This is a genomic window from Pseudomonas sp. 2957 (assembly GCF_031456345.1).
GTDB lineage: Bacteria > Pseudomonadota > Gammaproteobacteria > Pseudomonadales > Pseudomonadaceae > Aquipseudomonas > Aquipseudomonas siliginis.
The window spans coordinates 840,994-862,393 of sequence record NZ_JAVDUL010000003.1 but is presented as its reverse complement, the minus strand read 5'-3'; the positions used below and the strand labels follow the sequence as shown (position 1 = coordinate 862,393).

The window sequence follows — 21,400 nt, the reverse complement described above, 5'->3', positions numbered from 1 at the left end:
ACCATTTCTTGAGTGCGAGCGCCGGAGAACAGCGCGTACAGCACCAGCGCCGCGACCACGCTGAGGACGATGGCGCCGGCCAGAGCGGCGACGGAAAACTGGATCGACTTGAACTTCATGGGAGCTCCGCACGCAAGAGGACAATCTGCGAGGGATTTATCGGCGGGGTGTGCGGGGCCATGAGAGACGTTGGTCGGAATCGCCGCGCGATGTCGCTGATGGATCGGTGCACGGCGGATTCAATGCGCGTCGAGGAATTTCCAGCCAGTCTTGCGGCCTTAGGTGGATGTACGCGCAATGCGTCCGTTGTATCTGGCGCCAATACAATTAGCCGCCTAGGATACGCCTCAGGTTTTCAGGGAGCTTTTGAATGAACAAGACATTAGTGGTAAGTGCTTTGAGCGCAGCGCTGTTGCTGGCCGGTTGTCAGTCGGTCAACACCACCAGCGGCGGCGCCGTGGGCGTGGAGCGCAAGCAGTACATGTTCAGCATGCTGTCCTCGCAAGAGGTCGACCAGATGTACGCGCAGTCGTATCAGAAAACTGTCGGCGAGGCGTCGAGCAAAGGTGTGCTGGACAAGACCAGCCCGGAAGCCAAACGCGTGCAGACCATCGCCAACCGTTTGATCGCCCAGGCGCCAACCTTCCGCCCGGACGCGGCGCAGTGGCAATGGGAAGTCAATCTGATCAAGAGCGATGAGCTCAACGCCAACTGCGGTCCCGGCGGCAAGATCATTTTCTACACCGGGCTGATCGACAGCCTGAAACTCACCGACGATGAAATCGCTGCGGTCATGGGCCATGAAATCGCCCACGCCCTGCGCGAGCACGGCCGTGAGGCGATGTCCAAAGCCTATGGCATGGAAATGGCCAAGCAGGGCGCCGGCGCTTTGTTCGGTCTGGGTCAGGACAGCCTGGCGCTGGCCGACACCGTGGCCAACTACGGCATGACCTTGCCCAACAGTCGCGCCAACGAAAACGAAGCCGACCTGATCGGCCTGGAACTGGCCGCCCGCGCCGGTTACAACCCGAACGCGGCGATCACCCTGTGGGACAAGATGAGCAAGGCTTCCGAAGGCGCGCCACCGGAATTCATGAGCACTCACCCGGCATCGAGCAGCCGCATTGCTGCGTTGCAGGCAGCGATTCCGAAGGTGATGCCGTTGTACGAAAAAGCCCCGAAGTCCTGAGCCAATGATCGTTCCCACGCTCTGCGTGGGAATGCAGCCCGGGACGCTCTGCGTCCCATTGGAACGCGGAGCGTCCCTTGAGGCATTCCCACGCAGAGCGTGGGAACGATCCTTCAAATCCCCTCACCACAGGTTTTGGGTAGTTCAGTAGACGGGGTTAAACCCAGCCACTGCTCTGCATCGCTTTATAAACCGCAACAATCGCCAGAATCATGAACGCCGAAGCCGCGAGGCGGCGGATCAGGGTCAGCGGCAGTTTCTCTGCGGCAAAGTTACCCGCCAGTACCACCGGCACGTTGGCAATCAGCATGCCCACGGTGGTGCCGATAATCACCAGCCAAAGTTCCGGATATTGCGCGGCGAGCATCACCGTGGCGATCTGGGTCTTGTCGCCGATTTCCGCCAGGAAGAATGCGATCAGCGTGGTCAGGAACGGCCCGAACTTGCGCGCCGTGCTGGCTTCGTCGTCATCCATTTTGTCCGGGACCAGCGTCCACAGTGCCGTGGCGGCGAAGCTGGCGGCGAGGATCCAGTGCAGAACGGCGTCGGAGAAGAAACTGCCGACCCAGGCACCTACCGCACCGGCTGCTGCGTGGTTGGCCAAAGTCGCGGCGACAATCCCGGCGATGATCGGCCAGGGTTTGCGGAAGCGAGCGGCGAGAATCAGCGCGAGCAGTTGCGTCTTGTCGCCGATTTCGGCCAAGGCAACGATAGCGGTGGGAACGAGTAGCGAGTCCAGCATCAGGGATTTCCTAAGGGGCGGGTCGACACGGCTATGACACGTACAGCCTTCCCGCCCCGGGTAAGGTGTGCGTGTCATAGGTCTTGTCAAACCCTGCGATCCGTCTGGTGCGGACGCTTGGGTCGCATACGCCATGATCTGAGGATCAAGTATGTTGACGTATGCCGGACGAGCATGGCGCTCGTGGGAGACTACTCCCCTAGGACGGAGCGGATTCTGCCTAGGCAAATCCGATTGGGCAAGAACAAATTTTCAGCCGCGCTTGGCCCGGTAGATCCGGAAACCATTGCCTTCAGCCTTGATCGCACACACGCCCAGGTGCTCCTCGATCAACGGCTGATACTTGAGAAAGCTGTTCGCCACAAGGCGCAGTTCGCCACCGTTTTTCAGATGTTTGGCCGCTTTTCGCAGCAGGTTCTCCGTAGCGAAATAATCGGTGTGCACGCCGACATGGAACGGCGGATTGCTCAGAATCGCGCTCAAACCCATTGGCGCGGCATCGATGCCGTCGCCGGTCAGCACTTCCGCCTCCAGGCCGTTGGCGGCCAGGGTCAGACGGCTGCTGGCGGCGGCGAACGCGTCGACATCCAGCAACGTCACCTGATTGTGCGGATAGCGACGTTTCACCGCAGCCCCGAGCACGCCGGCGCCGCAACCGAAATCGAGCAGATGGCCGCTCGGCAGTTTGTCCAGATGCTCCAGCAGCAGGGCGCTGCCGCGATCCAGTCGACCGTGGCTGAACACGCCCGGCAAACTGATGACTTTCAACGGCCCTTCGGCCAGCGGCAGTTCGTAAGTCTGCGCCAGGCTTTCCAGCGGTTTCGCTTCAGGCGCATTGGCCACGGTGACTTGCCAGAGCTGGCAGTGGCGGGCGCTGTCGAGTTTGCGCGGCTTGCCGAACGGATTGAGCTGTTTGGACGCGCCTTCGATGCCGCTGCGTTTTTCCCCGACCAGAAACACTTCACGCCCGGCCAGACGCGACGCCACGGCGTTAAGAATGTAATCGGTGAGGTCCTTGGATTTGGGCAGGAACACCACCGCGCTATCGAACTCACGCTCGGGCACGTTTACGCCGAACTGGCTGCGGCCCTCGAAACGCGCGTCCAGTGCGGCTTGATCGCCAGCGTGCCAGCACCAGCCGAACGCATTGGGCAGACGCCCGAGCAGATCGTCGGCGGGCAGGCCGGCCAACAGCAGCGAACCCTGGAATAACTCGGCCTGACGAAGCAGTACTTCACTGCGCGGATCCATAACTGCTCCTTGAAAAAAAGTGCCGCAGTTTATCAACTGACGACCCGCAGCGCCTCACCGCTGAAGAACGCCTGGGCGTTTTCGCTCAGTTGGCCGACGATACGCTGGCGTGCCTCGCGGCTGCCCCAGGCGTTGTGCGGGGTGACGATCAGGCGCGGGATATCGGCGGCGAGCAGCGGATTGCCCTGGGTCGGTGGCTCGACACTCAACACATCGGTCGCCGCACCGCCGAGGTGACCGCTGCGCAAAGCGTCGGCCAGCGCCTGCTCATCGATCAGGCCGCCGCGTGCGGTATTGACCACAAATGCGCCAGGCTTCATCGCGGCCAGTTGGCGGGCACCGATGAAATGCCGGGTGTGCTCGTTGAGCGGGCAGTGCAGGGTCAGGGCGTCGATCTGCGGCAGCAGTTCTTCCAGCGGCAAGCGATCCGGTCGAGCAGGGCGCCCCGGAATCTGCCCGAGCAACACACGCATGCCGAACGCTTCGGCCAATCGCGCCACGGCGCCACCGAGCTCGCCATGGCCGAGCAGGCCGAGGGTTTTGCCTTGCAGTTCGACGATCGGGTAGTCGAGCAGGCAGAACTGTTTCGCCTGTTGCCAGCGGCCTGCGCTCACAGCTTTCTGATAGTCGGCCAGGCGCGTGGCGAGGTTGAGCAACAGCATGATCGTGTGTTGCGCCACCGACGGCGTGCCGTAAGCCTGGCAATTGCACACGGTGATGCCGTGGGTGCGGGCGGCAGTGAGGTCGACATTGTTGGTGCCGGTGGCGCTGATCAGGATCAGTTTCAGTTGCGGGTTGGCAGCCATGGCAGCAGCGTCGATCACGACCTTGTTGGTGATCGCCACTCCGGCGCCTTGCAGGCGTTCGCTGACCTGTTCCGGCAGTGTCTGGGCGAACAGCTGCAAGTCGCTGAAGCATTCGCGCAACGGACCGAGGTCCAGATCGCCGAGATCCAGCGAAGGGTGATCAAGGAATACCGCGCGGCGCGTGTTCGTCATCAACTGTACCTTTTGTGCTGTGAGCGGAGGGCGTACTCTGCCGAGCCTACCAGATGAAACAATTGGTTACTCGACACCGAGATGCCTTGAACTCTTGTGGGAGCGAGCCTGCTCGCGAAAGCTCTGGCCCAGTCAACATCTCTGTTGGCTTACCCAGCGCTTTCGCGAGCAGGCTCGCTCCCACAGGGAAAGCATTCGGCAATGAGCCCAGTGTGAACATTCGAATCCTGAGGAGCCCCCATGTACTGGACCGAGTTCTTGACCGTTGCCCTGATCCACTTGCTTGCCGTGGCCAGCCCCGGCCCGGATTTTGCCGTGGTCGTGCGCGAGAGCGTGACCCATGGTCGCCGCGCCGGTACCTGGACCGCGCTGGGCGTGGGCTCGGCGATTTTCCTGCATGTCGGCTATTCGTTGCTCGGCATCGGACTGATCGTGTCGCAATCGATCGTGCTGTTCAACGCGCTGAAGTGGGCCGCCGCCGCGTATCTGCTTTACATCGGCTTCAAGGCCTTGCGCGCGCAACCGGCGAAAACCGTCACCGATGACTTGCACCGGGAAACCGGCGTACGCACCGCGCGGGGCGCGTTTACCTCGGGCTTCGTCACCAACGGCCTGAACCCGAAAGCCACGCTGTTTTTCCTCTCGCTGTTCACCGTGGTGATCAATCCGCACACGCCGCTGGCCGTGCAGGCCGGTTACGGCGTTTACCTGGCGGTGGCGACGGCGATCTGGTTCTGCCTGGTGGCGATGCTGTTCAGCCAACACCGCGTGCGCGCCGGCTTCGCGCGCATGGGCCACTGGTTCGACCGCACCATGGGCGCGGTGCTGATCGCTCTCGGCGTGAAAATCGCGTTCACCGAGATGCATTGAGAACTGGAACACATCAATCCCTGTGGGAGCGAGCCTGCTCGCGAAGCGCCAGTCCAGTCACCAAAAATGTCGACTGACCCGACGCCTTCGCGAGCAGGCTCGCTCCCACCGGTCGTGTTTTCTTCAACTTCGGCCCGAAATGCTGGCGCAAAGCTAGCATTTGTACAGCTCTGCAAATCATTCCTTTGGCTGATTTGACTGTCATGCTGGCGCGCTAGAGTACGAATCTCTCCGCCAACACCGTGCAGTCAGAAAAGGGATTCTTATGTTGCAGACTCGGGTCATTCCGCCGGCCGATGGGGCCTACCAGTATCCATTGCTGATCAAACGGCTGCTGATGTCCGGCGCCCGTTACGAGAAAACCCGCGAAATCATCTACCGCGACCAGTTGCGCTACAGCTATCCGACCCTGATCGAGCGGGTTGCGCGGCTGGCCAACGTGCTGACGGCTGCCGGCGTCAAGGCCGGTGACACCGTGGCGGTGATGGACTGGGACAGCCACCGTTACCTGGAATGCATGTTCGCCATTCCGATGATCGGCGCGGTGATCCACACCATCAACGTGCGCCTGTCGCCGGAGCAGATCCTCTACACCATGAACCACGCCGAGGACCGCTTCGTGCTGGTCAACAGCGAGTTCGTCGGGCTGTATCAGGCCATCGCGCCGCAGCTGACCACGGTGGAGAAAACCCTGCTGCTGACCGATCTCCCGGAGAAAACCGCAGAGCTGCCCAACCTCGTCGGCGAATACGAGCAACTGCTGGCCGCTGCGAGTGCGCAATACGATTTCCAGGACTTCGACGAAAACTCGGTCGCCACCACGTTCTACACCACCGGCACCACGGGCAATCCGAAAGGCGTGTATTTCACCCATCGGCAACTGGTGCTGCACACCATCGGCGTGGCGACGATCATGGGTTCGATCGACAGCGTACGGCTGCTCGGCACCAGCGATGTGTACATGCCGATCACGCCGATGTTCCACGTCCACGCCTGGGGTTTGCCGTACGTGGCGACCATGCTCGGGCTCAAGCAGGTTTATCCGGGGCGCTACGATCCGGAGTATCTGGTGGAGTTGTGGCGCAAGGAGAAGGTCACCTTTTCCCATTGCGTGCCGACCATCCTGCAGATGCTGCTCAACGCCAAAGCCGCGCAGGGTGCCGACTTCGGCGGCTGGAAGATCGTCATCGGCGGCAGCGCACTCAATCGCAGTCTTTATGAAAACGCCAAGGCCCGTGGCATTCAGCTGACGGCCGCATACGGCATGTCGGAAACCGGGCCGCTGGTGTCTTGCGCGCACCTCAACGACGAACTGATGGCCGGCAGCGAAGACGAGCGCACCACTTACCGGATCAAGGCCGGTGTACCGGGGCCGTTGGTCGAAGCGGCGATTGTCGACAGCGACGGCAACTTCCTTCCGGCCGACGGCGAAACCCAGGGCGAACTGGTGCTGCGCGCGCCGTGGCTGACCGAAGGCTATTTCAATGAACCGCAGAAGGGCGCCGAGCTCTGGGCCGGTGGCTGGTTGCACACCGGTGACGTCGCCACGCTCGACAGCATGGGCGTGATCGATATTCGTGATCGCATCAAGGACGTGATCAAGACCGGCGGCGAGTGGATCTCCTCCCTCGACCTCGAAGACCTCATCAGCCGGCATGCGGCGGTACGCGAAGTAGCAGTGGTGGGCATCGCCGATCCGCAGTGGGGCGAGCGCCCGTTTGCCTTGCTGGTGGTCCGCGAAGGGCAGGTGATCGGTGCACGGGAACTGAAGGAACACCTCAAGCCGTTCGTCGAGCTGGGACACTTGAGCAAGTGGGCGATCCCCAGTCAGATCGCCCTTGTTACCGAAATTCCCAAGACCAGCGTCGGCAAGCTCGACAAGAAGCGCATTCGCCTCGACATCACCGAGTGGCAAGCCAACAACAGCACCTTCCTTTCCACACTTTGAGTGCCTGCTGGCGCGCCGAAACCGGCGCGCCAGACCCACCAAGCAAGCGCTTGGCTTGTGAAATCGAAAAAATCAGCCATCCTTGCCCTGCCGACGTGTGTCGGACTGGCGAAAGGACTGTTCCAGAGTGGTTGGCGGCTGCAAATCACACTTTAGAGGGATCAAGCACTACCACCCGCTGGATATAGTCCGCTCAAGGACTTTTTAGAAACGGAGCACACGCACTGATCGGGGCGAGCAACTCTGGAGCGATTTCGGGCAGCCTTGGCGCCCGGTCCTCCACAGCGTTTTTAAAAGTACTCACTGCCATAACAATAATGCACATGGAGTAGCGTCGATGACCTCAGTAAACCAGTTCTGGCGCCGGGCGAAACTGCCTCTGGCGGTCAGTCTTGCCTCCTCGCTCGCCGGGCCTGCATTCGGCGTCAGTTTCAACGTCGGTGAAATCGAAGGCCAGTTCGACTCGTCCCTGTCGATCGGTGCCAGTTGGTCTACTCAGAGCCCGAACAAGAACCTTATCGGCGTCAACAACGGCGGCCGTGGCCTGTCGCAGACTTCCGATGACGGGCACGCCAACTTCAAGAGCGGCGAAACCTTTTCGAAGATCTTCAAGGGCATCCATGACCTTGAATTGAAATACGGCGACACCGGCGTGTTCGTCCGTGGCAAATACTGGTACGACTTCGAACTGAAGGACGAGAGCCGCGAATTCAAGGACATCAGCGACAGCAACCGCAAAGAGGGCGCCAAGTCCTCCGGCGGGCAGATCCTCGACGCCTTCGTCTACCACAACTACGCGATTGCCGATCAGCCGGGCTCCGTGCGTCTGGGCAAGCAGGTAGTGAGCTGGGGTGAAAGTACCTTCATCGGCGGCGGCATCAACTCGATCAACCCGATCGACGTCTCCGCGTTCCGTCGTCCGGGCGCCGAGATCAAGGAAGGCCTGATTCCGGTCAACATGTTCTACGTGTCGCAGAGCCTCACCGATAACCTCTCGGCCGAAGCGTTCTACCAACTGGAATGGGACCAGACCGTCGTCGACAACTGCGGCACCTTCTTCTCCCAGCCGGACATCGTTGCTGACGGTTGCGACAGCAATCTGCGCGTACTGAACAAGCGTTCGCAGATTCCGGCGATCGCTTTGGGGCCGTTGGCCGCCAACGGTGTGAACGTCGACCAAGAAGGCGTGCTGGTGCGCCGTGGGCCGGACCGTGACGCGCGCGACAGCGGGCAGTGGGGCGCGTCCCTCAAATACATGTTCGAGCCACTCGACACCGAGTTCGGCGCCTACTTCATGAACTACCACAGCCGTGCGCCGATCTTCAGTGCAACCGGCGCACCGCAGTCGGTCTACAACACTGCCGCCGCGCTGCCGGGGCCGTTCGCCGCACTCGCACCGCTGCTGGTCGCGGGCAATTCGAATTACTTCATCGAATACCCGGAAGACATTCGTCTCTACGGCCTGAGTTTCTCCACCACCCTGCCTACCGGTACGGCGTGGAGCGGTGAGATCAGCTACCGTCCGAACGCGCCGGTACAACTGAACTCCACCGACATCCTGTTTGCCGGCGTGCGTCCACTGGGCGGCGCGCTGACCAACGCTTCGCTGCTCACTGGCGTGCCGGGTCAGGATCTGCATGGTTACGAGCGCAAGGAAATCACCCAGATCCAGACAACGTTCACGCACTTCTTCGATCAGGTCATGGGCGCCAGCCGTCTGACCCTCGTCGGTGAAGTCGGCGCGACCTACGTAGGTGGCCTGGAAAGCCGTTCCGACAAGCGTTATGGCCGCGATCCGGTCTACGGTCCGGGTGAGTTGCCGGCTACTGGCACAGTCGATACCTGCGCCAACATCCTCAACAACAGCACCATCAACGGCGCAGGCCCGGGTTCGCCGCAGAACAACCGCAGCCGCAATTGCGAAAACGACGGCTTCACCACGTCGATGTCGTGGGGCTACCGTGGTCGGGCGATCTGGGAATACAACGACGTGTTTGCCGGTGTGAACCTGAAGCCGAACGTGGCCTGGTCCCACGACGTGAGCGGTTACTCGCCAGGCCCTGGCGGCAACTTCGAGGAAGGTCGCAAAGCGGTCAGCCTGGGCGTCGACGCCGAGTACCAGAACACCTACACCGCGAGCCTGGCCTACACCAATTTCTTCGACGGCAAGTACACCACCGTGGATGACCGCGACTTCGTGGCGCTCAGCTTCGGCGTGAACTTCTAAGCACTGCATTTCAGGACGAACGAATTTATGAAAATAACAAAGAGTCTGTTCCACGCCGGTGTTCTGGGCCTGTCGCTGCTGGCGACCAGTGTCATGGCGGCGGTGCCTGCTGCCGAAGCGGATAAACTGGGCAAGAGCCTGACGCCGATGGGCGCGGAAATGGCCGGTAATGCCGACGGTTCGATCCCGGCCTGGAAACCGCTGCCGAAAAATGCCGGCAGCGTCGACAGCAAGGGCTTCCTGTCCAACCCTTACGCCAGTGAGCAGCCGCTGTTCACCATCACCGCCAAGGATGTCGACAAGTACAAAGACAAGCTTGCCCCGGGCCAGTACGCGATGTTCAAGCGCTACCCGGAAACCTTCAAGATGCCGGTCTATCCGTCCCATCGCGGCGCCACCGTGCCGGATGACGTGTTCGCCGCGATCAAGAAGAACGCCACCAGCACCAACCTGGTGTCCGGCGGCAACGGTCTGGAAAACTTCGATACCGCCGTGCCGTTCCCGATCCCGAAAACCGGTGTGGAAGTGATCTGGAACCACATCACCCGTTATCGCGGCGGCAGCGTGACCCGTCTGGTGACCCAGGCCACGCCGCAACCGAACGGCTCGTACAGCCTGGTGTACTTCCAGGATCAGTTCGTGTTCCGCGACAAGATGAAGGATTACGATCCGGCGAACCCGGGCAACATCCTGTTCTACTTCAAGCAGAAAGTGACCGCGCCGGCGCGTCTGGCCGGTGGCGTACTGCTGGTGCACGAGACTCTCGATCAGGTCAAGGAGCCGCGTTCGGCGTGGGTCTACAACGCCGGGCAGCGTCGTGTGCGCCGTGCACCGCAAGTGTCGTATGACGGCCCGGGTACTGCCGCCGACGGCCTGCGTACCTCGGACAACCTCGACATGTACAACGGTGCGCCGGATCGTTACGACTGGAAGCTCGAAGGCAAGAAAGAGATGTACATCGCCTCCGACAGCTACAAACTCGACGATCCGAAACTGAAGTACTCGGACATCATCAAGGCCGGTCACATCAACCAGGACCTGGCACGCTACGAGCTGCGCCGCGTCTGGCACGTGGTCGCGACCCTGAAGGAAGGCCAGCGCCACATCTACGCCAAACGTGACTTCTACATCGACGAGGACACCTGGCAGGCAGCGGTCATCGACCACTATGACGGTCGTGGCCAACTGTGGCGTGTAGCCGAGGCACATGCCGAGAACTACTACGACAAGCAAGTGCCGTGGTACGCCCTCGAAACCCTCTACGACCTGCAGTCCGGCCGTTATCTGGCACTGGGCATGAAGAACGAAGAGAAGCAGGCGTATGACTTCGGCTTCACCGCCACCACCAGCGACTTCACCCCGGCCGCTCTGCGTCAGGATGGTGTTCGCTAAACCTGCGTAAACCCGAGGCCGCATCCTCGTGAAAACGCCCCGACCGGTTCGGGGCGTTTTTGTGTCTGTAGCCTTTTTGTAGCCATTTGTAGCAGCGACCTTCATTACCTCTTCGTTTAAGGCTAGGCTGCGGACATCTGCAACGCCGCCAATCGCCTTCGAACAAGAGCCGGCCATGACTGATCTGTCCCCACTTCCGGGTCCCGCAAGCATCACCGTCGCAGCACTGGACGGGCGTTTTTTTCGCCCGCCGCTGCCTGATGGCTATGTCTTGCGGCCGCGCCTTTGCCAGCGTCTGCAGGCCGGGCTCGGAGGTCGGTTGCTGCTGGTCAGCGCCCCGGCCGGGTTCGGCAAAAGCTCGCTGGCAGTGGAGTTCTGTCAGAGCCTGCCGGCGCATTGGCAAAGTCTCTGGCTGGGCTTGAGTCCGCGTGACAATGATCCCGGACGTTTTCTCGAGCGCTTGCTCGAAGGTCTGCAGGACTACTTTCCGGCCTTGGGCGCTGGCGCTCTTGGTCTGCTGAAAATGCGTCAGCGTCATCAGCCATTCGCTTTTGAAGAATGGCTCGACGGTCTGCTCGATGAGCTGGCGCTGCATCTCGATCCTGCCGCGCCGTTGCTGCTGGTCCTCGACGACTACCACCTCGCCCAAGGGCCGGTGCTGGATCGTTGCCTGCAATTCTTCCTCAATCATCTGCCCGATGGCTTGCTGGTGATGGTCACCAGCCGTCAGCGCCCGGACTGGCATCTAGCGCGTCTGCGCCTGTCGCGGCAGTTGCTCGAGCTGCACGAACAGGACTTGCGCCTGACCCACGACGAAGCCCTGACCTTGCTCGACCGCCACAGCAGCTCACTGCGCGGCGAAGCACTGGAAAGCCTGATCCAGCGCAGCGAAGGCTGGGTCGCCGGCCTGCGCTTCTGGCTGCTGGCGGTGGCTGAGGCGGGCAACGATGCCGCGCTGCCGCAAGCGCTGAACGGCGGCGAAGGGCTGATTCGCGACTATCTGCTCGAAGAAGTCATCGATTGCCTGCCCGCCGAAGTGCAATCCTTCCTCTACGAAACCGCTCCGCAGGAACGCTTTTGCAGCGAGCTGTGCGACGCCGTCCGCGAAGCCCATGACAGCGCGGAGATCCTGCGCTTTCTGCTCGCTCACCAAGTGTTTCTGGTGCCGCTGGACGAGCACGGTCACTGGTATCGCTATCACCATTTGTTTTCTGACTTGTTGCGCAGCCGGCCGATCGCCCAGGCGATGGTGCCCAACGCCACCCTGCATTTGCGCGCCTGCCGCTGGTTCAATGCGCAAGGCCTGCTCGACGAAGCGGTGGAGCAGGCCTTGCGTGCCGGGCATCTCGATGTCGCGGCGAATCTGGTACAGAACCTGTCCGAAGAACAACTGCTCGCCGAGCAGAACGTCGGCATGCTGCTGCGCTGGAAAATGGACTTGCCCGACAGCCTGCTGATCAGCACGCCACGGCTGATCGTGCTCTACAGCTGGGCGCTGGGGCTGGCCTGTCAGCTCGACGCCGCTGAAGAGCTGGCCAGCCATTTGAGCCGTTTCCTGCCGGCGCCTTCGGCCACTGCGCAGAAATCCATGCTGGCGCAATGGCTGGCGCTGAGCGGGATCATCGCTCGCGGACGCGGCCATCGCGAACTGACCCTGCGCTATTGCAGCGAGGCGCTGGAAAGCCTGCCGGCCAAGCGTTATGGTCAGCGGCTGATGTGCCTGTCGACCTTGTCCAATCTGGCGATCGCCGACGGCGATCTGTGGCGCGCCCGTGGCCTGAACCGTGAATCCCTCGAGCTGGCGCAACGGGTCGGCAATCCATTATTCGAAGCGTTGGCTCACTACGACAGAGCTCGAGTCTTGCAATCGAGGGGCGAGATTCTGCGTGCGCTCGATGAAGTGCATCAGGGCCTGGAGCGGCTGCGCGGTCTGTCGCCGCAACGCCTGTACGCCGTACGCGCGCGGCTGACGTTGTACGAAGGTTTCCTGCTGGCGATGCGTTTGCAGCCGCAGGCTGCACGCGTACGCCTACTCGCCGGCATCGGCGAAGCGCGGGCCTGTCGCGACATCAGCGTGCTGATCGGCCACTGCGTGATTGCCCGCCTCGACGGCGCCAGCGGCGAGTTCGCCAAGGCCTTCGCCGAACTCGCCGAGGCCGAACGCCTGATGCACATCTGGGACGTGCCGCCGATCTACTACCTGGCGATGATCACCCTGGTCAAATGCGAGCTGTGGCTGGCCCAGGGCCGCATTGATCTTGCCGAGGCGTGGCTTGCACGATTGGGCCAGACCTACACCGGCGAACACGCTGCGGCACCACCGGAATTCCATCCGCAACTGCCACTGCATGTGGAGCTGCAACAGGCGCTGCTCGATGTGATTCAGGGGCAACCGATGCTCGCCGAAGGGCGGTTGAACGTGTTGCATGAAAACGGCCAGCGGACCGGGCGGCAGTTGCTCAGTGTGATGGCGTTGACGCAGAAGGTGGCTCTGTTGCTGTCGAGTGGGCGCGAACCGGAAGCACGCAAAACGTTGAGCCAAGCTCTGGAAGCCGCTGCCGGCGGCGTCTTCCAGCCCTTCGATGCGCTGCTGAAAATTCATGCCGACTGGATGCGCGGGCAATTGCAGGCGCTTTCCTGCAACGCCGTCAGCCAGCAATTGCTTACGCATTTTCCAACAGCCGCGCCGCGCCCGAGCGTAGAAAACTCAACTACCGAACAACTCAGTAGCCGCGAACTGGCGGTGCTGCGCCTGATCGCTCAAGGCTGTTCCAATCAGGAAATCAGCGAGCAGTTGTTCATTTCCCTGCACACGGTGAAAACCCACGCCAGCCATATCAACAGCAAGCTGGGGGTCGAGCGGCGTACGCAGGCAGTGGCGCGGGCGAAGGCGTTGGGGTTATTGCTCTAGCGACGGTAAAATTCGCCATCGGCCGTTGCCAACGGCGTTGACCCTGTCCAGGATTTTTCCATGACCACGCCCAGCCCTGCACTTATCCGCGAAACCTTCCCCGTCGGCCCATTGCAGTGCAACTGCACCATCATCGGCGACCCGATCACGAAAAAGGCCATCGTCGTCGACCCGGGCGGCAACCCTGACCTGATCATGGCGCGCCTCGATGCCCATGGCCTCAAAGTCGTCAGCATCATCCACACCCACGCGCATCTCGATCACTTTCTCGCTTCAGGGCAGATGAAGGAGAAAACCGGTGCGACCCTGCATCTGCACAAGGAAGACCAGTTCCTCTGGGACAACCTTGAAATGCAATGCCAGATGTTTGGCGTGCCTTACACCCCGGTGCCGTCGCCGGATCGCTGGTTGAGCGATGACGAAGAACTAGCCTGCGGTTGCGGTGTGGCACTGCACACGCCGGGACATACACCCGGGTCCATGAGCTTTTGGTTTTCCGAGGCTAAGCTGTTGATAGCCGGCGACACGCTGTTTCGTCGCGGGGTAGGGCGTACGGATTTGTGGGGTGGCGATCAGGCGACCATCGTGCGTTCGATCAAGCAGCGGCTGTATACGCTGGACGAGGACGCAACGGTTGTCACCGGGCACGGCCCGGACACGCGTCTGGGTGATGAGATGCGCGAGAACCCGTTTGTGCGTGCCTGAATTTTTTGTCACGGGCAGCGGGCGGAATTTTTAGGCATTGTCATGATCCAACGCCCGCGCAGGTCCATTGATTGATCAGTGGCCGCTGCACCACAGAATGCAGAAAACCAGGAGCTCTCCATGTTCACCACGCGTCGTTTGATTATTGTCGCTACTGCCGTGGCCGTGCTGTCCGGCTGCGCCTCGCCTAATCCGTATGACAATCAGGGTCAGGCCGACGGTGGCTCGCAAGGCATGAGCAAAACCGCCAAATACGGTGGCCTTGGTGCACTGGCCGGCGCACTCGCCGGTGCCGCCATCGGTCACGACAACCGTGGCAAGGGCGCCTTGATCGGCGCTGCTGTCGTCGGTGCCTCCGCAGCAGGCTACGGCTACTACGCCGACCAGCAGGAAAAGAAACTGCGCGCGAGCATGGCCAACACTGGCGTTGAAGTGCAGCGGCAGGGCGATCAGATCAAGCTGATCATGCCGGGCAACATCACCTTCGCCACCGATTCGGCGAACATTGCCCCGAGTTTCTACCAGCCGTTGAACAACCTGGCCAACTCGCTGAAGGAGTTCAACCAGAACCAGATCGAAATCGTCGGTTACACCGACAGCACCGGCAGCCGCCAGCACAACATGGACCTGTCACAACGTCGTGCGCAGAGCGTGGCGACCTACCTGACCTCGCAAGGTGTCAGCGGTGCCAACCTGTCGGCCCGTGGCGCCGGCCCGGATAACCCGATTGCCAGCAACGGCGACGTCAACGGCCGCGCGCAGAACCGCCGCGTTGAAGTCAACCTGAAGGCGATTCCGGGCCAGCAGTATGGTGGTCAGCAGCAACAGCCGGGCACGGTGCAGCAGTATCCATAAGCGATTGCCTGAATGAAGAAATGCCCGATCCTGTGATCGGGTATTTTTTTGTTTCATCGGTGCCGCCCCTTTCGCGAGCAGGCTCGCTCCCGCATTTGAAATGCATTCCCCCTGTGGGAGCGAGCCTGCTCGCGAAGAGGCCGACGAGCGCAGCGAAGATTGCAGATACAAAAAAGCCCCCAGACACATCACTGTCCGGGGGCTTTTTGTTCGCAGCGAAGACTGCTTACTTCTTCAGACCATAATGCTCATCGAGCATGCCCGGCGAGTTTGGATTCTTCGGTGCATAGTCACGCGGTGGTTCCTGATCGCGCGGTGGCGTCAGGCGTTCGCGTGGTGCCTGCGCTGCGTCGGCGTGCAGGGCGGCGATCAGGCGCTGGCGGGTCTGCTCGTCCAGGGCCAGACGATTGGCGCCCTCGGCGAGGTGGTCCTGCACTTCCTGATAGCTCTGGGTCAGTTTCTTGACCAGCATCGCGGTGCTGTTGAAGTGGGTGACCACTTCGTTCTGATAACTGTCGAAACGCTCCTGGATATCATCCAGTTGACGCTGCGTGCGGCTCGGTGCGGCGTTCGGCGCAACGCGCGCGATCAGGAATCCAATGGCGACACCCACAACCAGGGCAAGAGTCGGTAACAACCAAACTAAGAGCGAGTGTTCCACGAGTCCTTCCTCTATAAACGGCTTTGCTTTACGTTAACGGCTCGAACCTGCGCTGTATACCGCGATTCACTCGCAATAGATTGGCACAGACAATTTGCTAGACGAGTCGACCCGATTCGAGGTCACGGAGTTCCTCCCTTGCTGATGCGTGAAACCCCTGTAGTGATTGACGGCCCTGTCGGCCAAATTGAGGCTTTGTATCTGGATAACGAGCAGCCGCGCGGCATCGCGCTGATCTGCCATCCGAACCCGGTGCAGGGCGGCACCATGCTCAACAAGGTCGTCTCGACCCTGCAGCGCACCGCGCGCGATGCAGGCCTGATCACCTTGCGTTTCAACTATCGCGGCGTCGGCGCCAGCCAGGGCACGCACGACATGGGCACCGGTGAAGTCGACGACGCCCAGGCCGCCGCCACATGGCTGCGGGAAAAACACCCGGATCTGCCGCTGACCCTGTTCGGTTTCTCCTTCGGCGGATTTGTTGCAGCAAGTCTCGGCGGCCGTCTCGAAGCCCAGGGCGTGCAGCTTGAGCACCTGTTCATGGTTGCCCCGGCGGTGATGCGTCTGGGTGAACAGGATCAACTGCCGCAGCACGGCGGGTTGACCGTGATCCAGCCGGAAACCGATGAAGTCATCGATCCGCAACTGGTCTACCAGTGGTCGGAACAACTCCAGCGCCCCCATGAGCTGCTGAAAGTGGCAGAATGCGGACACTTTTTTCACGGCAAGCTGACCGATCTCAAGGATCTGCTGCTGCCGCGTCTCTCGAATTGATTGCAGTCTGACAAGCGATTACCCATGACCAACCGTACCCGCATTCTCACCGGCATCACCACCACCGGCACGCCGCACTTGGGCAACTACGCTGGGGCCATTCGCCCGGCAATCCTCGCCAGCCGCGACAGCCAGGCCGATTCGTTCTATTTCCTGGCCGACTACCACGCCCTGATCAAATGCGATGACCCGCTGCGCATCCAGCGCTCGCGTCTGGAAATCGCCGCGACCTGGCTGGCCGGTGGCCTCGATGTCGACCGCGTGACGTTCTACCGCCAGTCCGACATCCCGGAAATCCCCGAGCTGACCTGGCTGCTGACTTGCGTCGCCGCCAAGGGCCTGCTCAACCGTGCGCACGCTTACAAGGCGTCGGTGGACAAGAACCTCGAAACCGGTGAAGACCCGGATGCCGGCATCACCATGGGCCTCTACAGCTACCCGGTGCTGATGGCAGCGGACATCCTGATGTTCAACGCGCACAAGGTGCCGGTCGGACGCGATCAGATTCAGCACGTGGAAATGGCCCGCGATATCGGTCAGCGTTTCAACCATCTGTTCGGCCAGGGCAAAGAGTTCTTCACCATGCCCGAAGCGCTGATCGAAGAAAGCGTGGCGACCTTGCCAGGCCTCGACGGTCGCAAGATGTCGAAGAGCTACGACAACACCATTCCGCTGTTCAGCAGCGCGAAAGAAATGAAGGACGCGATCTCGCGGATCGTCACCGACTCCAAGGCCCCGGGCGAAGCGAAAGATCCGGACAACTCGCACCTGTTCACTCTGTTCCAGGCCTTCGCCACTCCGGCGCAGGCTGACGAGTTCCGCAGCGAACTGCTCGGTGGTTTGGGCTGGGGTGAGGCGAAGAATCGCCTGTTCCAGTTGCTCGACAATGAGCTGGGCGAGGCGCGCGAGAAGTATCACCAGTTGATCGAGCGTCCTGCGGATCTGGAAGACATTCTGCAGATTGGTGCGAAGAAGGCCCGCGCCGTGGCCACGCCGTTCCTCAATGAATTGCGTGAAGCCGTTGGCCTGCGTTCTTTCGTCAATCAGGTTCAGGTCGCCGCGACCACCAAGAAGAAAGCCGCGAAAGCCGCACGTTTCGTCAGCTTCCGCGAGGACGACGGCAGCTTCCGTTTCCGTCTGCTGGCGGCCGATGGCGAGCAATTGCTGTTGTCGCGCAACTTCGCCGACGGCAAGACTGCCGGCCAGGTGACCAAACAGTTGCAGTCCGGCGAGTCGCTGGATGTGCGTACTGATGACCTGAGCTTCAGCGTCTGGCTGGCCGGTGAGTGCGTGGGCGACAGCCCGGCCTTCGCCGACGCTGCCGCGCGAGACGCCGCCATCGAGGCGTTGCGCGTCGCGCTGACTCCAGCTCAAGACTGATAGGCGGCACGACCCGACCAAGGGCCGATTGCCATTCCCACAGGCCGTCGCTACAGTGACGGCCCGTTTTTGTTGCCTTGCTAACGAATTATGACGCCCCTAGAACGATATCAAGCTGATCTGAAACGCCCGGACTTCTTCCATGACGCCGCGCAGGAAACTGCTGTGCGTCACTTGCAGCGTCTGTACGACGACTTGATCGCCGCTGACCAGAACAAGCCGGGTTTGCTCGGCAAGCTGTTTGGCAAAAAGGATCAGGCACCGGTCAAGGGCCTGTATTTCTGGGGCGGCGTCGGTCGCGGCAAGACTTACCTGGTCGACACCTTCTTCGAAGCGTTGCCGTTCAAGGAAAAGACCCGCACGCACTTCCACCGCTTCATGAAGCGTGTGCACGAAGAAATGAAGACCCTGGGCGGCGAGAAAAACCCGCTGACCATCATCGCCAAGCGCTTCGCGGCCGAGTCGCGGGTGATCTGCTTCGATGAATTCTTCGTCTCCGACATCACCGACGCGATGATCCTCGGCACGCTGATGGAAGAGTTGTTCAAGAACGGCGTGACCCTGGTCGCGACGTCGAACATCGTGCCGGACGGCCTGTACAAGGATGGCCTGCAGCGCGCGCGCTTCCTCCCGGCCATCGCGTTGATCAAGCAGAACACCGAGATCGTCAACGTCGACAGCGGTGTTGACTATCGTCTGCGTCACCTCGAGCAAGCCGAGCTGTTCCACTATCCGCTCGACGAAGCCGCGCACGAAAGCCTGCGCAAGAGCTTCAAGGCACTGACGCCGGAGTGCACGGCAGCGGTGGAAAACGATGTGCTGATCATCGAGAACCGCGAAATCCGCGCTCTGCGCACCTGCGACGACGTGGCCTGGTTCGACTTCCGCGAACTGTGCGACGGCCCGCGCAGCCAGAACGACTACATCGAACTGGGCAAGATCTTCCACGCCGTGCTGCTCAGCGGCGTCGAGCAGATGAGCGTCACCACCGACGACATCGCCCGGCGCTTCATCAACATGGTCGACGAGTTCTACGATCGCAACGTCAAGCTGATCATTTCTGCTGAAGTCGAGTTGAAGGATCTGTACACCGGCGGACGCCTGACCTTCGAGTTTCAGCGCACGCTGAGCCGACTGCTGGAGATGCAATCCCACGAGTTTCTGTCGCGGGCGCACAAGCCTTAAGCGGAGTCTCGGCGACAAAAAAGGGCCTGCGATTGCAGGCCTTTTTTTATGGGGCCAGTTCAGCGAGGCAGGTTGCCAACGTTGATTGCTGTTGGCAGCCAACCAGAAGCCAGAGCAGAATTCTTGCTTTGCGCGGGCATAGGAACCCAGCCATCACGGCACCTTTACGCGTCATATCGATTTCACTGCCGACGAAGCCATAGGTCACTTGCGCCGTCGCGCCACAACCGGTGCGGGTGGCGATGATCACCGGAATATGTCGGGCAATGCCTTCGATGACGTTGGCCCAGTCCGCTGAAACATGGCCGGCACCGAAGCCAGCGATCACTAGGCCGGCGTAACCTAGCTCCACAACCTTCTCTAGCAGCAGACTGTCTGCACCGAGCGAAGCTTCCAGCAAAGCAATATTCTGGCGGGTGTCTCGGGGCATCGGCAAAACATGGCGCGCAACCGGCGCATGGAAGTAGCGCGGAGCGCCTTCCACTATCAAGCCAGCAGGGCCGGTCAAGGGCGAGGCGAAGGCGTGCATGGCCATTGAATCGACTTTGCGCACGCTACTGGCGCGGTGAATCTCGCCGTTGATAACCACCTGTGCTCCGCGCCCATGACTGCATGCCGCCAACGCAACGCGACCGGCATCCAGCAGGTTTGCCGGGCCATCAGCCCCCGCTTGCATGGCAGAGCGCATGGCGCCAGTCAGCACCAGTGGCTCGTCGTGCGCCCACAGGTAATCGAAGAAAGTGGCGGATTCCTCCAAGGTGTCCGTGCCCTGAATGATGATGACTGCGGCCACGCCTTGGCTGATCTGCGCGTTGGCCCAGTTCAATACGTCCAAGAGGTATTCGAAATCCAGCGAAGCGCTGGGTAACAGACCGAAAGTCTCGACGGTTGCTCGTGCGAGCATATTCAACTCCGGCACGGTGTTCAGCAACGCTTCGCCGGACACCGCCGGAACGACGCCTTGGCCGTTTTGCGTCGATTGCATGCTGACAGTACCGCCGAGCGCGGCAATGGCCAGTTTTGGCAGTTCCATGTGATACCTCGCGAAGAAAGACCGACTGTACCGGGGACTATCCAGATGCCAGCCGGGGCAGGGGAAAGATCAGTGGCTGGCCAGCCATCCGACGATTGGCAGGATCAATAGCGTACTGAGAGCCATCGACAACACGTTACCGATAAAGCCATGCATGAAGCCTGGCAGCCGCTGCGCGAGGGCGCAGGCCAGTGGCGGGGCGATCAGGGCGCCGAGCAGCGCACTGGAGATGATCACTTGCCAAGCGCCGCCGAAGGTAAGGATCGCAGCCGGAACAACGGACACCAGCGGCACATAAGTCGGATACCAACCGCGCTCCATCCACTGCCTGCGCCAGATCACCACGCCCAGTGCCGAGGTCAGCGCCTGACCGACCAGCAATTGCGGCAGCAGACCAGTGCCGTAGACCGGGCTCATCGGGTTGAGTGTAAATGCGAGCAACGCACCGACAATCAGTCCCAGACTGGCCCACTCATTGCCGAAGAAAGGTGCCTCGGAGAAATCCGCCAAGACCCGGCGCATGCTCCATACCACGCCATAATCCGGCGCCTTGCCGGACACGGTCATGCTGACTTCCTCGGCAGCCGGCTCGGGCTCCGCTGGTCTCACCAGGCTTGGCACGTAGCGACAAAGCACGAAGGCGCCGATGCTGGCGATGGCCATGCCCGAAACATTGCCAATCACCACGGGCAGACCGAGTGGGTTGCATACGTAATTGACCATCAGCAGACACAGAGGTGTCACGAACAGGGCGCCCATGATGGCTCCGTTGATCGCGACCTTCCAGCCTGCACCGAACATCAATACCATTGCGGCAGGCAACGACACGAATGCCGCGAAGGTGGGCTGCCAACTGGTCGCGGTGACGGTCCAGCCCCACAGCAAATTGCTCAGCACCAGACCCAGTAGTGAGCTTGTCACCAGCCACGGCCAGAGCCCGCTGCCGTAACAGATCGTGAAGCCTTGCCAGGCTTTTCCCGTTCGATTAGCCCAATAGCCCAGATATGCACCGGCCAGAAGGCCAATCGAGGCAAACTCGTGTTTATAAAACGCCACCTCGCTGATATCTCCAAGCACCCAACGCAGCCAGGCAGCAGCGTCGGGAAAACTCGAAACCATATGGCTGTAGTCCGGCCAGCGCGCCGACCACAACGAATGATGGGTGAGCGATAGCCAGCCAATCAAAACCGTCGCACCCAGAATCAGGCCGATAATGGTGCTGTCCATCGCGGTTCTGGCCACGATTGTTTTGCGTTGCTTTGCGTGAATGTCCATAGCC

General features: G+C 61.1%; 17 protein-coding genes and 1 riboswitch. Of the genes, 11 read left to right on the top strand and 6 right to left on the bottom strand.

Annotation, left to right across the window (positions count from 1 at the left end; all coding sequences use genetic code 11):
• Window positions 1-370: 370 nt before the first annotated feature.
• A complete protein-coding gene (locus J2Y39_RS14325; RefSeq protein ID WP_016773242.1) occupies window positions 371-1,189 on the top strand; it encodes a M48 family metallopeptidase in 819 nt (272 codons plus the stop codon).
• Window positions 1,190-1,346: 157 nt separating this feature from the next.
• Here J2Y39_RS14325 and J2Y39_RS14320 read toward each other — a convergent pair whose 3' ends face one another.
• The 3 genes from J2Y39_RS14320 to J2Y39_RS14310 all read right to left on the bottom strand — a co-directional run bounded on the left by J2Y39_RS14320 (window position 1,347) and on the right by J2Y39_RS14310 (window position 4,180).
• On the bottom strand, window positions 1,347-1,931 hold the full coding sequence (locus J2Y39_RS14320) for a TMEM165/GDT1 family protein (RefSeq protein WP_041479980.1): 585 nt from the start codon (window positions 1,929-1,931) through the stop codon (window positions 1,347-1,349).
• An 89-nt stretch (window positions 1,932-2,020) separates the two neighbouring features.
• Window positions 2,021-2,143: riboswitch (yybP-ykoY riboswitch) on the bottom strand.
• 40 nt (window positions 2,144-2,183) lie between these two features.
• Window positions 2,184-3,182, bottom strand: coding sequence for a class I SAM-dependent methyltransferase (locus J2Y39_RS14315; RefSeq protein WP_016773244.1), 999 nt, complete (start codon window positions 3,180-3,182; stop codon window positions 2,184-2,186).
• Window positions 3,183-3,214: 32 nt separating this feature from the next.
• Window positions 3,215-4,180 carry a 2-hydroxyacid dehydrogenase gene (locus tag J2Y39_RS14310; protein WP_310218315.1) on the bottom strand — a complete coding sequence of 322 codons (966 nt, stop codon included), beginning with the start codon at window positions 4,178-4,180 and terminating at the stop codon, window positions 3,215-3,217.
• A gap of 240 nt (window positions 4,181-4,420) precedes the next feature.
• On the opposite strand from J2Y39_RS14310, the gene J2Y39_RS14305 reads away from it, so the two are divergent.
• The 7 genes from J2Y39_RS14305 to J2Y39_RS14275 all read left to right on the top strand — a co-directional run bounded on the left by J2Y39_RS14305 (window position 4,421) and on the right by J2Y39_RS14275 (window position 15,088).
• Entirely contained in the window at window positions 4,421-5,050 is a 630-nt protein-coding gene (locus J2Y39_RS14305; protein ID WP_056790244.1) for a LysE family translocator, read from the top strand.
• Window positions 5,051-5,315: 265 nt separating this feature from the next.
• Complete coding sequence (locus J2Y39_RS14300) at window positions 5,316-6,998, top strand: fatty acid--CoA ligase (RefSeq protein ID WP_310218312.1); 1,683 nt, start codon at window positions 5,316-5,318, stop codon at window positions 6,996-6,998.
• A gap of 337 nt (window positions 6,999-7,335) precedes the next feature.
• Window positions 7,336-9,225 carry a DUF1302 domain-containing protein gene (locus J2Y39_RS14295; protein WP_056790239.1) on the top strand — a complete coding sequence of 630 codons (1,890 nt, stop codon included), beginning with the start codon at window positions 7,336-7,338 and terminating at the stop codon, window positions 9,223-9,225.
• A gap of 27 nt (window positions 9,226-9,252) precedes the next feature.
• On the top strand, window positions 9,253-10,617 hold the full coding sequence (locus tag J2Y39_RS14290; RefSeq protein WP_024014265.1) for a DUF1329 domain-containing protein: 1,365 nt from the start codon (window positions 9,253-9,255) through the stop codon (window positions 10,615-10,617).
• Between the two features lie 175 nt (window positions 10,618-10,792).
• Window positions 10,793-13,528, top strand: a complete 2,736-nt coding sequence (locus tag J2Y39_RS14285; protein ID WP_310218309.1) for a LuxR C-terminal-related transcriptional regulator — start codon at window positions 10,793-10,795, stop codon at window positions 13,526-13,528.
• 60 nt (window positions 13,529-13,588) lie between these two features.
• Window positions 13,589-14,233, top strand: a complete 645-nt coding sequence (locus J2Y39_RS14280; protein WP_024014263.1) for an MBL fold metallo-hydrolase — start codon at window positions 13,589-13,591, stop codon at window positions 14,231-14,233.
• Between the two features lie 120 nt (window positions 14,234-14,353).
• Window positions 14,354-15,088: an OmpA family protein gene (locus tag J2Y39_RS14275; protein WP_041479972.1), complete on the top strand. Its 735-nt coding sequence runs from the start codon at window positions 14,354-14,356 to the stop codon at window positions 15,086-15,088.
• Window positions 15,089-15,314: 226 nt separating this feature from the next.
• Here the strand turns inward: J2Y39_RS14275 and J2Y39_RS14270 are convergent, their stop codons facing one another.
• Window positions 15,315-15,749, bottom strand: a complete 435-nt coding sequence (locus tag J2Y39_RS14270) for a YhcB family protein (RefSeq protein ID WP_042609742.1) — start codon at window positions 15,747-15,749, stop codon at window positions 15,315-15,317.
• A gap of 144 nt (window positions 15,750-15,893) precedes the next feature.
• Here J2Y39_RS14270 and J2Y39_RS14265 point away from each other — a divergent pair, with 144 nt between their 5' ends.
• From J2Y39_RS14265 to zapE, 3 genes are all read left to right on the top strand, one after another.
• Window positions 15,894-16,523, top strand: a complete 630-nt coding sequence (locus tag J2Y39_RS14265) for an alpha/beta hydrolase (protein WP_160768466.1) — start codon at window positions 15,894-15,896, stop codon at window positions 16,521-16,523.
• A 24-nt stretch (window positions 16,524-16,547) separates the two neighbouring features.
• Window positions 16,548-17,903 (top strand): tryptophan--tRNA ligase, encoded by a 1,356-nt coding sequence (locus J2Y39_RS14260; RefSeq protein ID WP_310218304.1) that lies wholly within the window; start codon window positions 16,548-16,550, stop codon window positions 17,901-17,903.
• A 90-nt stretch (window positions 17,904-17,993) separates the two neighbouring features.
• The gene (gene zapE / locus J2Y39_RS14255; RefSeq protein ID WP_016773254.1) at window positions 17,994-19,088 is read left to right on the top strand and encodes a cell division protein ZapE; all 1,095 of its coding nucleotides are present in this window, start codon (window positions 17,994-17,996) and stop codon (window positions 19,086-19,088) included.
• A 46-nt stretch (window positions 19,089-19,134) separates the two neighbouring features.
• On the opposite strand, the gene J2Y39_RS14250 is transcribed toward zapE, so the two are convergent.
• Together J2Y39_RS14250 and J2Y39_RS14245 are read right to left on the bottom strand one after the other, a co-directional pair.
• Window positions 19,135-20,121 carry an asparaginase gene (locus J2Y39_RS14250; RefSeq protein ID WP_150741837.1) on the bottom strand — a complete coding sequence of 329 codons (987 nt, stop codon included), beginning with the start codon at window positions 20,119-20,121 and terminating at the stop codon, window positions 19,135-19,137.
• A 69-nt stretch (window positions 20,122-20,190) separates the two neighbouring features.
• Window positions 20,191-21,396, bottom strand: coding sequence for a hypothetical protein (locus tag J2Y39_RS14245; RefSeq protein WP_256809616.1), 1,206 nt, complete (start codon window positions 21,394-21,396; stop codon window positions 20,191-20,193).
• Between the last annotated feature and the right edge of the window lie 4 nt (window positions 21,397-21,400).

Excerpts from the sequence above, each read along its gene's own strand:
- J2Y39_RS14325 (WP_016773242.1), top strand. The coding sequence starts at position 371 with ATGAACAAGACATTAGTGGTAAGTGCTTTGAGCGCAGCGCTGTTGCTG.
- J2Y39_RS14320 (WP_041479980.1), bottom strand. The coding sequence starts at position 1,931 with ATGCTGGACTCGCTACTCGTTCCCACCGCTATCGTTGCCTTGGCCGAA.
- J2Y39_RS14315 (WP_016773244.1), bottom strand. The coding sequence starts at position 3,182 with ATGGATCCGCGCAGTGAAGTACTGCTTCGTCAGGCCGAGTTATTCCAG.
- J2Y39_RS14310 (WP_310218315.1), bottom strand. The coding sequence starts at position 4,180 with ATGACGAACACGCGCCGCGCGGTATTCCTTGATCACCCTTCGCTGGAT.
- J2Y39_RS14305 (WP_056790244.1), top strand. The coding sequence starts at position 4,421 with ATGTACTGGACCGAGTTCTTGACCGTTGCCCTGATCCACTTGCTTGCC.
- J2Y39_RS14300 (WP_310218312.1), top strand. The coding sequence starts at position 5,316 with ATGTTGCAGACTCGGGTCATTCCGCCGGCCGATGGGGCCTACCAGTAT.
- J2Y39_RS14295 (WP_056790239.1), top strand. The coding sequence starts at position 7,336 with ATGACCTCAGTAAACCAGTTCTGGCGCCGGGCGAAACTGCCTCTGGCG.
- J2Y39_RS14290 (WP_024014265.1), top strand. The coding sequence starts at position 9,253 with ATGAAAATAACAAAGAGTCTGTTCCACGCCGGTGTTCTGGGCCTGTCG.
- J2Y39_RS14285 (WP_310218309.1), top strand. The coding sequence starts at position 10,793 with ATGACTGATCTGTCCCCACTTCCGGGTCCCGCAAGCATCACCGTCGCA.
- J2Y39_RS14280 (WP_024014263.1), top strand. The coding sequence starts at position 13,589 with ATGACCACGCCCAGCCCTGCACTTATCCGCGAAACCTTCCCCGTCGGC.
- J2Y39_RS14275 (WP_041479972.1), top strand. The coding sequence starts at position 14,354 with ATGTTCACCACGCGTCGTTTGATTATTGTCGCTACTGCCGTGGCCGTG.
- J2Y39_RS14265 (WP_160768466.1), top strand. The coding sequence starts at position 15,894 with ATGCGTGAAACCCCTGTAGTGATTGACGGCCCTGTCGGCCAAATTGAG.
- J2Y39_RS14260 (WP_310218304.1), top strand. The coding sequence starts at position 16,548 with ATGACCAACCGTACCCGCATTCTCACCGGCATCACCACCACCGGCACG.
- zapE (WP_016773254.1), top strand. The coding sequence starts at position 17,994 with ATGACGCCCCTAGAACGATATCAAGCTGATCTGAAACGCCCGGACTTC.
- J2Y39_RS14250 (WP_150741837.1), bottom strand. The coding sequence starts at position 20,121 with ATGGAACTGCCAAAACTGGCCATTGCCGCGCTCGGCGGTACTGTCAGC.
- J2Y39_RS14245 (WP_256809616.1), bottom strand. The coding sequence starts at position 21,396 with ATGGACATTCACGCAAAGCAACGCAAAACAATCGTGGCCAGAACCGCG.